Origin of the sequence: Citrobacter amalonaticus (assembly GCF_018252635.1) — a bacterium.
In the GTDB taxonomy this organism is placed as follows: Bacteria; Pseudomonadota; Gammaproteobacteria; order Enterobacterales; family Enterobacteriaceae; genus Citrobacter_A; species Citrobacter_A amalonaticus_E.
Map to the genome: position 1 here is coordinate 462,119 of NZ_JAGTXM010000004.1, position 15,067 is coordinate 477,185.

A 15,067-nucleotide genomic window follows, 5' to 3' on the forward strand; every position below is an offset into this window, starting at 1 on the left:
TCCTCAGTGCGTGTTTGTACCCGACAGAAATGCGCATTTCTGCACGTTTTTGTTGCCTGAACGGCATTGTATTTGTAGAGTAACTATCATAAACAGCAAATTCGTGCATGATCAAGATTAATCGTGCAATTCCAGGAATCCCCTTATGCTTACCGAACAGCGTAAAAAATTGATCCTTGAACTACTGGCTGCCGAGGGTCAGGTGTTGTCGAAAGCGCTCAGCAACCGGTTTGCGGTTTCTGAAGACACGATCCGCCGCGATTTACGCGAGCTTGCCGCCGAAGGATTTCTGCAACGCGTGCACGGCGGTGCGCTGCCATCGTCTGGTGCGACGGCGCCGTTTCTTGAACGAAAGTCATTGAAAACCGACGCCAAAAAGCGCGTGGCGCAAAAAGGGGCTACGCTGATTTCCCCCGGTCAGGTGGTGATCGTTGACGGCGGCACAACGACAACAGAGCTGATTGCGTGTCTGCCGGATGAATTAAATATTACCGTCGTCACACACAGTCCGGGTATCGCATTAGGGCTGGTCAATCATCCGCTTATCGAGATCATTCTTATCGGTGGGCGGGTGTATAAACATTCCATCGTCACGGTTGGCGCGGCCACCATTGAGGGAATGCGCAACATTCAGGCCGATCTCTTTTTCATGGGCGTGACCGGCATTCACCCGCAAGCGGGGTTAACCACGGGAGACTACGAAGAAGCGTGCATCAAACGTGCATTTTCCGGCAGAGCCGCGGAAACCATTGTCCTGGCCTCGCCGGAGAAGATCAGCACCGCGTCTCCCTTTGCCATTGGCGACGTGTCGCTGATTAATACGGTCGTCGTCGAAGAGAACACCGACGAGAACTGGATCCGCGCCATGAACGCAAAGGGGATCACCGTGGTGACAGCGTAGTCATCCCGCGATCACCCGCTTGCCGCTGGTGACAAACGTTCCGGCGCCAAGATGATGCAGGGTGTTGAGTTTGTCGTCATCGAACTGCCAGCGGCCCTCGACAAACACCCGTTCATCCGCCGCGGCGGAAACGACTTCTCCGAATAAGGTGTCGTATTTTTCCTGCGCCGCGGTGGCGGGGAGGAGGCGACACTCCATCCAGGCCAGACATTTTTCCTCGACGACGGGTAGTCCCAGCACGGGGCCTTTCACCACCGGGATGCCGTAACAGTTGAATTTATCTTCGTCGCGCCCGGAAACGCTGCCAACGGCGTAAGTCCAGTTAGTTGCGGCGACACCGGGAATGACAATACCGAACAGGCCGCTGCGCTCAATTAACTCCCGCGACCAGGCCGTTTTATCGACCACAATAGCCAGACGCGGCGGTGCAAACTCGACGGGCATAGACCACGCGGCTGCCATGATGTTGCGTCTGTTGCTGACCTCATCGCGACTGGTGATCAGCACCGTAGGGCCATGATTGAGCAGGCGGCTGGCGTGGCGTAATTCAACAGAACGGAATCGACTCACGGGATTGTCTCGCAAAGGTTTTTTCTGAGTATTAATGAAAATCGATGTTGTGCCAACCCGCTAATAACATCAGTCTCACGCTTTGAGCGCATCGTTTATACTCGGGTAACGATTTGAGGCCCACGACAGGAAACCTGATGACTCCTATCCTGAATGCATATTTTGCTCGTCTGAACTGGTCAGGACGTACCGACGTCAATATTGAGACGCTTCGGGCGCTACATTTGCAGCATAACTGTACAATCCCGTTTGAGAATCTCGATGTGTTGTTACCGCGTGAAATGCACCTTGACGACAGGTCGCTGGAAGAAAAACTCATTATCGCCCGCCGCGGCGGCTATTGTTTTGAGCAAAATGGCCTGTTTGAGCGCGTACTACGCGAACTGGGCTTTAGCGTACGCAGCCTGCTGGGACGCGTGGTACTGGCAAATCCGCCGAATTTACCACCGCGAACGCACCGTCTTCTGTTAGTTGAACTGGAAGGCGAGTCGTGGATCGCCGATGTGGGGTTTGGCGGTCAGACGCTTACTGCGCCCATTCGTCTGCAAGCGGACATGGTCCAGAAGACGCCGCACGGCGAATACCGTTTGCAGCGGGAAGGGGACGACTGGATCCTACAGTTCTGTCATCACGATCGCTGGCAATCGATGTACCGCTTTGATCGGGTGGTGCAACAGCAAAGCGACTATGTGATGGGCAACTTCTGGTCTGCACACTGGCCGCAGTCGCATTTTCGCCATCATCTGCTGATGTGCCGTCATTTGCCGGACGGAGGGAAATTGACCCTCACCAACTTCCATTTCACGCATTACGAAGGTGACAGGGTGGTAGAACAGGTCAATTTACCGGATGTTGCTTCACTGTACGCATTGCTACAGGAACGGTTTGACCTGGGCGTGACGGACGTGAAGCATGGTTTTTCGCAAACCGAACTGGCCAGGGTGATGGCGGCGTTTGATACACATCCCGAAGCGGGAAAATAATGAAAACCCGGCAGGCGCAGGCGCTTACCGGGTATGTTTCATCAGAACGATGCTTTAATACCGATCATCGCTGAAGTATCGCTGTAGCCTTTGTCGCCAACCTGCTGAGCAACGTTACCCCACAGGGCGACGTTCTTCGTCAACTGGCCTTCAACACCGGCTTTCAGTTCACCAATATTGCGCGCACCTTGCAGATCCACGTTTTCACCGTTCATTGAGACGCCGAAGTCTTTGCTGTTGTGGATCCAGTTGGCTTCCACAAACGGCTGGAAGGCGCGGTCTTTACCGTCGTCCAGCGGGTTGTGACCCTTGCCGAACAGACGGACGCCGACGCGGGTCTGGATGTTGCCATCACCGTTACCTTCCACGCGGGTGCCGTTAACTTCTTTATGCTCGTCGGCCTTCACACCCATCCAGGTGACCTGTGCTTTGGGCTGGATGTACAGCGCGTTACGCTCGCTGATGTCCGTCAGTTTCCAGGTGTAGCCGGATTCCACAGAGGCGGTGAAACCTTTAGAGTCAAACTCTTCTGACATCACACCGTCGCCGGAAATGGTGTTATCAAACCAGCTGTACTGCGCCCAGGTATCGACATACGCGCCTTCATGGGTCGCGTTGTCCTGCAGCCAGGTGCCATACAGACCGACGCTGTAGCCATCGATGGAGCTGCGCGCACGGTTGCCGTTACGCTGGTTTTCCGCACGGGCTTTCTGGTTGGCATAGCCCGCCATCACACCCAGATGGTAGCGATCGGTGTCGTCCGAAGACCACTGCGCGATATCGCCGCCGAGTTGCATGACATAGCGGTTGGCCTGCATGTTCAACTGGTCGCTGCTGTCTTTCTGACGGGTATGCCCGCCGACATTACGCAGCCACAGGCTGGTGACCGCTTCTTCACCGGTCAGCGCGTCAACGTAATGGGTTTCACCCAGACGGTCCTGCAGACGGGTGTTGAACAACGTATTCGCTGCCTGCAGGTTCAGACCGTACAGACCGGCTTCCGGACGCACGGCGTGTTCACGCGGCGTCGGGGATGGCGACTGCGGATCGGTAGGATCAACAGGCGAAGCAGGATCCACCGGAGTGACCGGAGAAAGCGCGCTGCTCAGGTACCAGTTTTTGTTGTTCCCGCCTTCACCGCGTTGCAGGGTGTAGTCATAGGCGCCTGCCACGATACGGCCATCTTGTTTAAACACACCGTCAGAATTGCCGGCGACGCTAATCAATTCGATACCCTCAGTCGTCAAGCCGCCCGCGCCACCAGCGTTCAGCACTCTTACGTTCGTGGTACCAGAGGTGTTGCCCGTAACGATCATCCGATCGGTCGGTGACGCGTCATCGCCCAGTTGAGTGTTCATCACGATGTTAGCGTTCGCACCGGTATAGTCGCCGTCCACCGTCAGAGTTTTGAAGCTCGTGGCAGCACGGGTCAACTGGCGACTTTTTGCCGTGGTCGGCATAAAGGTCAGCGTGGAGTCGTCCAGCGTCAGGTGGGTGAGCTGAGAACTTTTAGTCATATTCCAGGCCGAGCCGTCCGCCAGCGACAGGTTATTCACTGCGTTACCGCTGGTGACCGTCCCCCCGACGAAACGTGACTGGTTGGTCGCACTGATGTCAACCACAGCGGCGTCTCTGGCTTCGACCGTACCGACAACCTGGACTTTCTGCGGGTTAATTGTCACGCGTGAGTCTGCATTTTCAGCCAGAATAGCGGTGGCGTCCGGGTCGTTGTAATTGACACCCAGTTGCACCTCGCCGTTCAGCGTGATTTCGCCGCCTTTGTCCGCATGGACATAATTCCAGCTACCGCTGCGGGTGGTATCGACCACGTCAATGTTCAGATGACCATTAATGTCGATTTTACCCGCCGTCAGCGCATCGTCTTTACTGGCCAGAATACCGGTGCCGGTTGTCTGTTGGTGCCCCTGGGTGTCCAGCGTGATGTTCAGGTCATTACCGGTATATTGCGTGGATCCCATTGAATCAACGCCATCAAGAACCGTCCTGTCGGCACCGGATTTCAACAGCAGGGTTGTCGTACCATGGGTGGTGACAGACGAATCTAAATCGAAGCCCGAAAGGCCATCAGAAAGCCAGATGGCGGACGCGACGGCCCCAACGGCATTGGCAGTGACATCGACATAGGTATCGCCAAACGCTTCGATATAACCGGCATTAGCATTAATACCATCCGCAAAAACATTGGCAACAGATTTAACGGTGGCATTCTGATACTGAATAAGCGAACGGTTAGCGGCGTTTTTCGATTCTGAAACAATCCCAACGGAGTACTCTGTACTCTTGTTATTAACAATAAGATTTTCAGCGTTGATGAGGGTGCCTTCTTTCGCATATACGCCAAAAATGTGTCCATTCGCCCCAGTGTTCGTTGCATTCACCGTGGTGTCACCGGTTAAGGTAATGACGCCATTATGTTTATCAGAATAGATACCCGAAATAGTCTTACCATCACGCTGGTGACTGATGTTTACGGTTAAATCATCAGCAATAAGCGTCCCTTTTTGTGCACGGTAAGCATCACTTGTCCCCCCAATATCCATAATGCCGACGGCGAACATAGATTGATAATCTTCATCAAGCGCCAGGTCGGGACGTCCTTCGACTGTTCCCGGAATATAATCCCCGATAATTTGATTCACCGTAGAGCCTGACCCTAAATTGATTGTTCCGCTGTTGGCCACAAAAACGGTGCCAGAGGCGAGCAAAAAATCACCTTCTTCAAACTCACCCCAGGCGTAAACGATCGGCGTACCACCCGGGTTGGTCACCGTAATTCCGCCATTGTTTGTCACGGAGATGGTATTATTTTCCCCTGAGGTACTAATAATTTTATAGGTGCCATCTTCAATTAAAGCACCACTCCCGGTGATAATCCCGTCATCCTGATTATCGATTTTTGCATCAGCGTTATTTGTCATTAACAAACTGCCGATCAACAACGCCATTGTCGTTAATTTAAATTCTTTCATTCTCATATTCACATTTTTAATAGACAAACACATAACGTAAATATTATATTTACAGCTCTGTATTGATGGTTTCAAAAAGGAACGAGCTCTATTTGAACTTTTCCATACCTGATGAATCCTTTTCCGTGGTTCACATCGAGTGATGGTGAGTTATTTTTCATGCTGCCTGTGAAATGACAAATGAATTGATCTTACGTAACTAAATAAATCAATTAATGATAGAGTGGAATAAGCGTTCACAGATGAAATAACTGTGATTTTGTATTAAATCGGGTTATGACAGAAGCAGTATTGATTGCTTATCTTTTTGATTTTTAAAGTGTTAAATCTCTTAACTCAAATTTAAGATTAATTAAGAACGTTTAAGCTTAGATTTAAAATAACAAATTAAAAAAGGAAAATAAAACAGCCCGGCAAGGAAGTACTTTACCGGGCTACCTTCAAAAATCTATCGCCCATGGCGCGTGAAACAGAATCACCGCGTTGCCGGATATAGTGACTTTTACCGGCTGGTCATTCTGAATCGTCACATCAATATCAACAACGCCATCGCGACCTATTGCCCGTCCCTGATGTCCTTTCACCTGCAGCAATTTTCCGTCATGTTGCAATAAATGATGATGAACGAGCCAGGCACCCATTGGCCCGTTGGCATTCCCCGTCACCGGATCTTCAACAATACCAATTGCCGGGGAGAACATACGCCCGTCGGTTTCATTTTTGCCCGGACGGATCTGGAACGGGAAATAACCATTGCAACCAATCTGCTGGCTAATGGCACAAAGTGCAGAAAGGTCGGGGGCGAGGGTGTCAATATTGACCTCTGGTTTCAACGGAATCATCACTTTGGAATGACCGGTCGAAGCCACCTGAATCGGTAAGCCCGGCAGTACCGCGTCTTCATTCAGGTGCAGTGCATGAAGAATGGCGGCACGAATGTTGCCCACAAGCGGCGGCTCGAAGGAGGGCGTGCCTTGTTCCAGCGAAATACGGTAATCGTCGCTATCGTGGTGGATGTCGACCCGGTGACGTCCTGCCTGCGAGGTTTGCCACACCGTGGCATTGCCCAGTCCCAGCACGGTTGCACTGACATAATGCGCCGCGACGGTGGCGTGTCCGCAAATCGGCACTTCGACGGTTGGTGTAAAGTAGCGAATGCGGACGTCGCTGTCGTCGCTTTGCAGCAGAAAGGCGGTTTCGGAGTGACGCAGTTCGCGGGCAATCAGTTGCATCTGCGCGTCGCTGAGACCGTCAGCATGCAGAACGACACCGGCGGAATTACCGCGAAAAGGCGTTCTGGTGAAAGCATCAACATGGTAAACCTGTGGTTTCATTAGCATTCTCCCTGAGATGGAGAAGCATCATAACGTGCAGCATGTCGGTTGGCGATGCCTCCAACATGAACATGCTTTTCGGCTGGAACGAACAATCGCCCGGCAGATTACACCACCGGGCGACGGATTACCGGCGTGAGCGAACGATCTGGTAGCGACGACTGAAGTACTCAAACGGCGCGCTCCAGACGTGAACCAGACGGGTAAACGGGAAGAGCAGAAAAATAGTCATTCCCAGCACCAGGTGGACGCGGAAGATAAACGCCACGCCAGTGAGCATCTCAGACGAGCCGCCCCGGAAGGTCACAATACTTTGCGCCCAGCCCACCAGTTTCATCATTTCGCTGCCGTCCGGATACTGGGCGGAAAACGGAATAGTGCTTAATCCCAACAGGCACTGAATCAGCAAAATGCTCATGATCAGGATATCCGGTGTCGTGGAGGTTGCCCGCACACGCTGATTGGTCAGACGCCGCCAGAGCAGTCCCGCGCCGCCAATCAGCGTCAGCACGCCACAGACGCCGCCAAGGATCATCGCCATTTGCTGCTTAACCGCAATGGGCAGGAACCAGGCGTACATCCAGTGCGGCGTTAACATGCCGAACAGATGACCGAAGAAGATGCCGAGAATGCCGATGTGGAACAAATTCGACCAGACTACCATGCCGCGCTTGTCCAGCATCTGACTGGAGGAGGCGCGCCAGGTGTATTGACCGTAGTCATAGCGCAACCAACTGCCGAGGAAAAAGACCGTCGCGCAGATGTAAGGGTAGATGTCGTAAAAAAAGACGTTCAGGTACTGTATCATTTCGGGCCTCCCGCGCTGACGTCGACGTACTGCGGCGCCACGTCCTGGCTAAAGCGTCGTTGATATTGCTGTAACGGCGAACTGTCACAGGCCGTGGCGTTATCTTCGATAAATTTCACCTGTTCCTCTTCCCAGACCGCATCAAGCGCCTGGCGGGTATCATCACGGGCTTCCGTGCCAACCTGATTAGTGACACTGTCACTTGAAAGCGGGCTGCCCGCGAGGATAAGCAGGGCATCGAACAGGTGATACCACGGCGTGCCACGCTGCTTTAAACGTCCGCCAAGCAGGGCCAGAATCGGCGCGACGTTCTGCAGGCCCTCGCGCGCTTCCGCTTCCGGCAACACGCTCAGGTATTCCAGATACAGGGGCAGATGATCCGGCAGTTCGCGACAATTGAGCTGTAGTCCAACCTTCTCATACTGCGCCAGCAGATCGACCATCGCCTGCCCACGATCGCGGGATTCCGCATGCACGTGTTCGAACAACAGCAGCGAGGTGGCGCGTCCACGATCAAACACTTCGCACCATTCGGCCTGTTTATCGAGCAGCGGTGCGCTAAGCAGGGTTTCGGTGAAGTCGGTGAGCATCGGCGCATCGTGGCGCACCAGCGCCAGCACGTCGTCTTTACACTCCCACAACAGCTCATCCGGATACTCCATCAGCAGGCCAATCACCTTGAGGATGTGCATTATTCTCCCTCCGCTTTATCACGCACTTCAGTGATGTTGATGGCGTCAATGCGGCTACTGTTGAACAGGTTGAATTTAGTATCGGAACCGTGGCAGCCGTCGCCAAAAGAGAAGCCACAGCCGTTTCGTTCAGGGAAGGCGTCGCGAGCCATTTCGCGGTGGCTGGTTGGGATCACAAAGCGGTCTTCGTAGTTGGCAATCGCCAGGTAGCGATACATCTCTTCAATCTGTTCAACGCTTAAGCCCACTTCGTCAATAGCCCGGGTGTCGGTAACCCCTTCAACGGTCTGCGAGCGCATATAATGACGCATTGCCATCATGCGCTTCAGCGCCCGCAGCACCGGGCCGGTATCGCCTGCACTGAGCATATTGGCAAGGTACTGCACCGGGATGCGCAGGCTTTCGATCGCCGGCAGCACACCGTCGCTTTTCGGCAGGCCACCGGCGTCGGCGTAAGACTGAATCGGCGACAAGGGCGGTACGTACCAGACCATCGGCAGAGTGCGATATTCCGGATGCAGCGGTAGCGCCAGCTTCCAGTCCATCGCCATTTTGTAGACCGGTGAACGCTGTGCCGCGTCGATCACGTTCTGTGGTATGCCCTGTTTCAGCGCTTCTTCAATCACCGCCGGGTCGTGCGGATCCAGAAATACGTCGCACTGACGCTCATAGAGATCGGTTTCATGCTCGGTGCTGGCCGCTTCTTCAATGCGGTCGGCATCGTAGAGCAGCACGCCCAGATAGCGGATGCGCCCGACACAGGTTTCGGAACAGACGGTCGGCTGACCGGATTCAATGCGCGGATAGCAGAAAATACATTTTTCCGACTTACCGCTTTTCCAGTTGAAGTAGATTTTCTTGTACGGGCAGCCGCTGATGCACAGGCGCCAGCCCCGGCATTTATCCTGATCGATCAGCACAATGCCGTCTTCTTCACGTTTATAGATGGCACCGCTTGGACAGGTGGCGACACAGCTTGGGTTCAGGCAGTGCTCACACAGGCGCGGCAGATACATCATGAAGGTGTTTTCGAACTGGCCGTACATCTCCTTCTGGATCTTGTCGAAGTTACGATCACGGGCGCGTTTTTCGAATTCGCCGCCGAGCAGTTCCTCCCAGTTCGGTCCCCAGATAATTTTGTCCATCCGTTTGCCGTCAATCAACGAACGGGGACGGGCGGTGGGCACCTGTTTTCCTTCCGGCGCGCTGTGCAGGTGTTGATAGTCGTAGGTGAAGGGCTCGTAATAGTCATCGATTTGCGGAATGACCGGGTTAGCGAAGATTTTGGTGATGACGCCCATTTTGCCGCCCAGACGCGGCCTGATCTTGCCGTTTACGTCACGCACCCAGCCGCCTTGCCACTCTTGCTGGTCTTCCCAGTTTTTTGGATAACCGATGCCGGGTTTCGTCTCGACGTTGTTAAACCACGCGTACTCCATGCCTTCACGTCCGGTCCAGACGTTTTTACAGGTGACGGAGCAGGTGTGGCAGCCAATGCATTTATCGAGGTTCAGTACCATGCCAACCTGTGAGCGGATCTTCATTTTTTCGCCTCCTGTACCTGATCCCGACCTTCATCATCCAGCCAGTCAATGTTTTTCATTTTTCGAATCATGATGAACTCGTCGCGGTTGGAGCCGACGGTGCCATAGTAGTTAAAACCGTAAGCGAGCTGCGCATAGCCGCCAATCATGTGCGTCGGTTTCGGGCACACGCGAGTGACGGAGTTGTGGATCCCGCCGCGCATACCGGTGACTTCCGAACCGGGGATATTCATGATGCGTTCCTGGGCGTGATACATCATCGTCATGCCTGGCGGCACGCGCTGGCTGACCACCGCGCGAGCGGTGAGAGCGCCGTTGGCGTTAAAGGCTTCGATCCAGTCGTTATCTTCAATACCCAGCTCTTTCGCATCCGTTTCACTGATCCAGACAATCGGCCCGCCGCGTGACAGCGTCAGCATCAGCAGGTTCTCGCTGTAGGTGGAATGGATCCCCCATTTCTGGTGTGGCGTCAGGAAGTTCAGCGCTTTCTCCGGGAAACCGTTGGGCGGAATGTCGCGCATTTCGCTGACGCTACGGGTGTCAATCGGCGGACGATAGGCCACGAGGCTTTCGCCAAACGCGCGCATCCACTGATGATCCTGATACAGCTGTTGCCGACCAGAGAGCGTGCGCCACGGGATCAGCTCATGAACGTTGGTATAGCCCGCGTTATAGGAGACATGTTCACTTTCCAGACCGGACCAGGTCGGGCTGGAAATGATTTTGCGCGGCTGCGCCTGAATATCACGAAAGCGAATCTTCTCGTCTTCTTTGTTGAGCGCCAGATGCGTATGTTCACGACCGGTCATTGCGCCGAGCGCTTCCCAGGCTTTCACCGCCACCTGACCGTTGGTTTCCGGGGCGAGGGCGAGGATCACTTCCGACGCATCCAGCGCGGTTTCAATCAGCGGACGGCCTTTTGCCGGGCCATCGCGCTTGGTGTAGTTGAGCTTGCCGAGAAAATCGACCTCCGTCTGGGTGTTCCATGAGATCCCCTTGCCGCCGTTACCCAGCTTATCCATCAACGGACCGAGCGAGGTAAAACGCTCATAGGTGGCGGGGTAATCACGTTCGACCACCGCGATATTGGGCGCGGTCTTACCGGGGATTAAATCGCATTCCCCTTTACGCCAGTCCTGAATGTCGAACGGTTGTGAGAGTTCTGCTGGCGAATCGTGCTGAAGTGGTTGCAGCACCACGTCGGTTTCTTGTCCCAGATGGCCAACGCAGACCTCGGAGAAAACGTTAGCGATGCCTTTGTAGATTTCCCAGTCGCTTTTTGATTCCCATGCCGGATCCACCGCCGCAGACAACGGGTGAATAAACGGATGCATATCCGAGGTATTCATGTCGTCTTTTTCATACCAGGTGGCGGTGGGCAGAACGATATCTGAGAACAGACAGGTACTCGACATACGAAAATCGAGTGTTACCAGCAGGTCCAGCTTGCCTTCGATCGCCGCTGACTGCCATTCCACCTCTTCAGGTTTAATGCCTTCGCGGGAACCCAGCGCTTCCCCCTGAATACCGCTCTCTGTTCCCAGTAAATATTTGAGCATGTACTCATGGCCTTTACCGGAGGATCCGAGCAGGTTTGAGCGCCAGACAAACAGATTGCGCGGGTGGTTCTTACCGCTGTCCGGTTGTTCACAGGCAAAGCGGATATCGCCGGATTTCAGTGCCGCAACGGTGTATTCCGCAGGCGTTAACCCGACTTTTTCGGCGCGGGCTTTTATCGTCAACGGGTTGAGATTGAGCTGCGGAGCCGAAGGCAACCAGCCCATGCGCTCAGCACGCACGTTGAAATCAATCAGATGACCGGTAAATTTTGCCGAATCGGCCAGCGGTGAGAGCAGTTCCTGGGCGGTCAGTTTTTCATAACGCCACTGACTGGCGTGATTGTAGAAAAACGACGTACTGTTCATCTGGCGCGGCGGGCGATTCCAGTCCAGCGCGAAGGCCAGCGGTAACCACCCGGTTTGCGGACGCAGCTTTTCCTGACCGACATAATGTGCCCAGCCGCCGCCGCTCTGCCCGACACAGCCACAGAACACGAGGATGTTGATCATTCCCCGGTAATTCATGTCCATGTGATACCAGTGGTTGACGCCCGCGCCGAGGATAATCATCGAACGCCCGTGAGTTTTATGTGCGGTATCGGCGAACTCACGGGCAATGGTTTCAATCTGGAAACGCGGCACGCCGGTGATCTGTTCCGCCCATGCCGGGGTGTAGGCCTTCACCTCGGCATAATCCTTCGCACCGTACGCGTCATCGAGACCGCGATCGAGGCCGTAGTTTGCCAGCACCAGATCGTAGACGCTGACTACCGGGCAACGGCTGCCATCGGCGAGCGTCAGGTGCTTCACCGGCAGTTGACGCACCAGCACCGGTTGCTGCTTCACGCTGCGAAAATGTGGGTTTTCATTGCCGCCAAAATAGGGGAACGCGACGCCCAACACCTCATCATGCTGACCGAGCAACGACAGTGATAGCTCGGTTTCCGTACCCGCTGCCAGCGATTCAAGATTCCATTTACCTTTTTCGCCCCAGCGGAAACCGATCGAACCGTTAGGCACCACCAGTTCACCGGCGCTGTTACAGGCGACGGTTTTCCACTCCGGGTTATTACTCTCACCCAGACTATCGACCAGATCGGAAGCACGCAGCATCCGTCCCGGCACGTAGCTGCCGTCTTCACGGGCGTCGAGTAATACCAGCATCGGCATGTCGGTATAGCGACGGCAGTAGTTAAGGAAGTAGTCGCTGGGATTATCGAGGTGGAACTCTTTTAAGATCACATGTCCCATCGCCATCGCCAGCGCGCTGTCGGTGCCTTGTTTTGGCGCCAGCCATTGATCGCTCAGCTTAGCGACTTCGGAGAAGTCAGGAGTAATGGCGACCGTTTTGGTGCCTTTGTAACGCACTTCGGTAAAGAAATGCGCATCCGGCGTACGCGTTTGTGGCACGTTGGAGCCCCAGGCGATGATATAGCTGGAGTTGTACCAGTCGGCCGATTCCGGCACATCCGTCTGTTCGCCCCAGGTCATCGGTGACGCGGGCGGTAAATCGCAGTACCAGTCGTAAAAACTCAGACAGGTACCGCCGAGCAGGGAAAGATAACGAGTCCCGGCGGCGTAAGAGACCATCGACATTGCCGGGATCGGCGAGAAGCCGGCGACGCGGTCCGGCCCATAGGTTTTCACCGTCCAGACGTTGGCGGCGGCAATGAGCTGATTAAGCTCTTTCCAGTTGGAGCGAATGAATCCACCGCGTCCGCGTACCTGTTTGTAGCTCTGGCACTTTAGCGGGTCATTCATGATCGATTCCCACGCCAGCACCGGATCGGCATGGGTGGCCAGCGCGTCGCGCCACAGTTCGATCAGACGCTTGCGTACCAGCGGGTATTTCAGACGGTTGGCGCTGTACAGATACCAGGAGTAGCTGGCACCGCGTGGGCAACCGCGCGGTTCGTGGTTAGGCAAATCCGGACGCGTCCGCGGATAATCGGTCTGCTGGGTTTCCCAGGTGACCAGGCCATTTTTGACGTAGATTTTCCAGCTACAGGAGCCAGTACAGTTCACCCCGTGGGTGGAACGGACAATCTTGTCAAACTGCCAGCGCTGACGATAGCTGTCTTCCCAGTCCCGGTTGGTATGCATCACCTGGCCGTGACCGTCAGCAAAAGTATCGCCCTTTTGTTTAAAGTACCGGAAGCGATCCAACAATTTACTCATGACATTTCTCCTGCTCCATAGGGGTCTGTAGGCCGGATAAGGCGCAAGCCGTCATCCGGCATTGCGTGATTGCCTGATGGCGACGCATGGCGTCTTATCAGGCCTACGTCAGTTGTTGTTATTTTTGTTGTGGTTTACGGCGGCCATAGACCAGCCAGGTCACCAGCACGCAGACGATGTAAAACACCAGAAAGATTTTCATGGCACCGACGGGAGAACCGGTCATTGCCAGCGAACTGCCGAAGGCTTTCGGAATGAAGAATCCGCCGACGGCGCCAATAGCGGAAATAAAGCCCAGCGCGGCGGCAGTGTCGGTCACCGCCTCACGCTGGGCCTCTTCGTCACTGCCACCACGCAGTTTCACCTTATACATGGTGAGCTGGCGGAAGATGACGGCAATCATCTGGAAGGTAGAGCCGCTGCCCAGTCCCGCGGTGAGGAACAGCCCCATAAAGACCAGATAGAAGGCGATAAAACTGCCGGCCCCCGATCCGGGGAGCGTCAGGAACAGCAGCGCCGAGAACAGGGCCATAAAAATAAAGTTAATTAGCGTCACCCGAACACCGCCGAACTTATCGGAGATGACTCCACCCACAGAACGCGCCAGCGCGCCGATAAACGGGCCAAAAAACGCCAGATTGAGGATGTTCACGTCGGGGAACTGCGTCTTCGCCAGCATGGCAAAACCCGCGGAAAAGCCAATGAACGATCCGAATGTCGCCAGATAGAGCAGGCTCAACAGCCAGAGATGAAAGCGCTTGAGCACCGGTAACTGAGAGGCGATAGAGGCTTTGGAGCTGGCGATGTCATTAGTGCCGGTCCAGGCGGCAATCGTGGCAATTGCCAGCAGCGGCACCCAGATCCAGGCGGCGTTTGCCAGCGACAGCAGTGACCCATCGGGTTGCGGTACGCCCTGAACGCCGAGGAAGGCGAAGATCGGCAGAAAGATCACCAACGGTGCGACGAGTTGCATCACGCTGACGCCGAGATTACCGAGTCCACCGTTCACGCCCAGCGCGCTGCCTTGCTTCGCTTTTGGGAAAAAAAAGCTGATGTTACCCATGCTGGAAGCAAAGTTTGCGCCAGCAAAACCGCACAGCAGCGCGATGATAATAAATACCCCGAAAGGGGTGGTGGTATTCTGCACCGCAAAGCCGAGCCAGACGCAAGGAATAATCAGGATTGCGGTACTAAAAACCGTCCAGCGGCGTCCGCCAACCAGGGGTACCATAAAGGAGTAGGGAACGCGTAATATTGCGCCAGACAGTGAAGGTAATGCGGTTAATAAAAAGAGTTGGTCGGTAGTGAAATTAAAACCAATTTTATTTAGATTAACGGCGACGGCACTAAATAACATCCAGACACAGAAGGCAAGTAACAAACAAGCAACTGATATGCAAAGATTTCTTCGTGCAATGTGTTTGCCTTTGTTCTCCCAAAACGCCGGGTTTTCCGGTTTCCAGTCACTCAACAGATAACGATTTTTCTTTTCATTTTGTCGCGCCATA

10 protein-coding genes are annotated in these 15,067 nt (G+C 54.4%); 2 read left to right on the forward strand and 8 right to left on the reverse strand.

Going from position 1 to position 15,067, the window contains the following annotated elements; all coding sequences use genetic code 11:
• Positions 1–145 precede the first annotated feature (145 nt).
• A complete protein-coding gene (locus tag KE671_RS14990; RefSeq protein WP_206163583.1) occupies positions 146–901 on the forward strand; it encodes a DeoR/GlpR family DNA-binding transcription regulator in 756 nt (251 codons plus the stop codon).
• On the opposite strand, the gene KE671_RS14995 is transcribed toward KE671_RS14990, so the two are convergent.
• On the reverse strand, positions 902–1,471 hold the full coding sequence (locus KE671_RS14995; RefSeq protein ID WP_206163584.1) for a flavin reductase family protein: 570 nt from the start codon (positions 1,469–1,471) through the stop codon (positions 902–904).
• 137 nt (positions 1,472–1,608) lie between these two features.
• Between KE671_RS14995 and nhoA the strand changes: the two genes are divergently transcribed.
• Positions 1,609–2,454 carry an N-hydroxyarylamine O-acetyltransferase gene (nhoA, locus tag KE671_RS15000; protein ID WP_206163585.1) on the forward strand — a complete coding sequence of 282 codons (846 nt, stop codon included), beginning with the start codon at positions 1,609–1,611 and terminating at the stop codon, positions 2,452–2,454.
• A gap of 41 nt (positions 2,455–2,495) precedes the next feature.
• Here nhoA and KE671_RS15005 read toward each other — a convergent pair whose 3' ends face one another.
• The 7 genes from KE671_RS15005 to KE671_RS15035 all read right to left on the reverse strand — a co-directional run bounded on the left by KE671_RS15005 (position 2,496) and on the right by KE671_RS15035 (position 15,066).
• A complete protein-coding gene (locus KE671_RS15005) occupies positions 2,496–5,444 on the reverse strand; it encodes an autotransporter outer membrane beta-barrel domain-containing protein (protein WP_241029875.1) in 2,949 nt (982 codons plus the stop codon).
• A gap of 440 nt (positions 5,445–5,884) precedes the next feature.
• Entirely contained in the window at positions 5,885–6,778 is an 894-nt protein-coding gene (locus tag KE671_RS15010; RefSeq protein WP_206163586.1) for a PhzF family isomerase, read from the reverse strand.
• A gap of 127 nt (positions 6,779–6,905) precedes the next feature.
• Positions 6,906–7,586 (reverse strand): respiratory nitrate reductase subunit gamma, encoded by a 681-nt coding sequence (narI, locus tag KE671_RS15015; RefSeq protein WP_206163587.1) that lies wholly within the window; start codon positions 7,584–7,586, stop codon positions 6,906–6,908.
• Positions 7,583–8,278, reverse strand: a complete 696-nt coding sequence (gene narW, locus KE671_RS15020; RefSeq protein WP_206163588.1) for a nitrate reductase molybdenum cofactor assembly chaperone — start codon at positions 8,276–8,278, stop codon at positions 7,583–7,585. The genes narI and narW overlap by 4 nt, the downstream gene beginning before the upstream one ends.
• Positions 8,278–9,822: a nitrate reductase subunit beta gene (narH, locus tag KE671_RS15025; protein ID WP_206163589.1), complete on the reverse strand. Its 1,545-nt coding sequence runs from the start codon at positions 9,820–9,822 to the stop codon at positions 8,278–8,280. Before narH ends, narW begins: the two co-directional genes overlap by 1 nt.
• Positions 9,819–13,559 carry a nitrate reductase subunit alpha gene (locus tag KE671_RS15030; RefSeq protein WP_206163590.1) on the reverse strand — a complete coding sequence of 1,247 codons (3,741 nt, stop codon included), beginning with the start codon at positions 13,557–13,559 and terminating at the stop codon, positions 9,819–9,821. The genes narH and KE671_RS15030 overlap by 4 nt, the downstream gene beginning before the upstream one ends.
• A gap of 118 nt (positions 13,560–13,677) precedes the next feature.
• Complete coding sequence (locus KE671_RS15035) at positions 13,678–15,066, reverse strand: NarK family nitrate/nitrite MFS transporter (protein WP_206163591.1); 1,389 nt, start codon at positions 15,064–15,066, stop codon at positions 13,678–13,680.
• Between the last annotated feature and the right edge of the window lies 1 nt (position 15,067).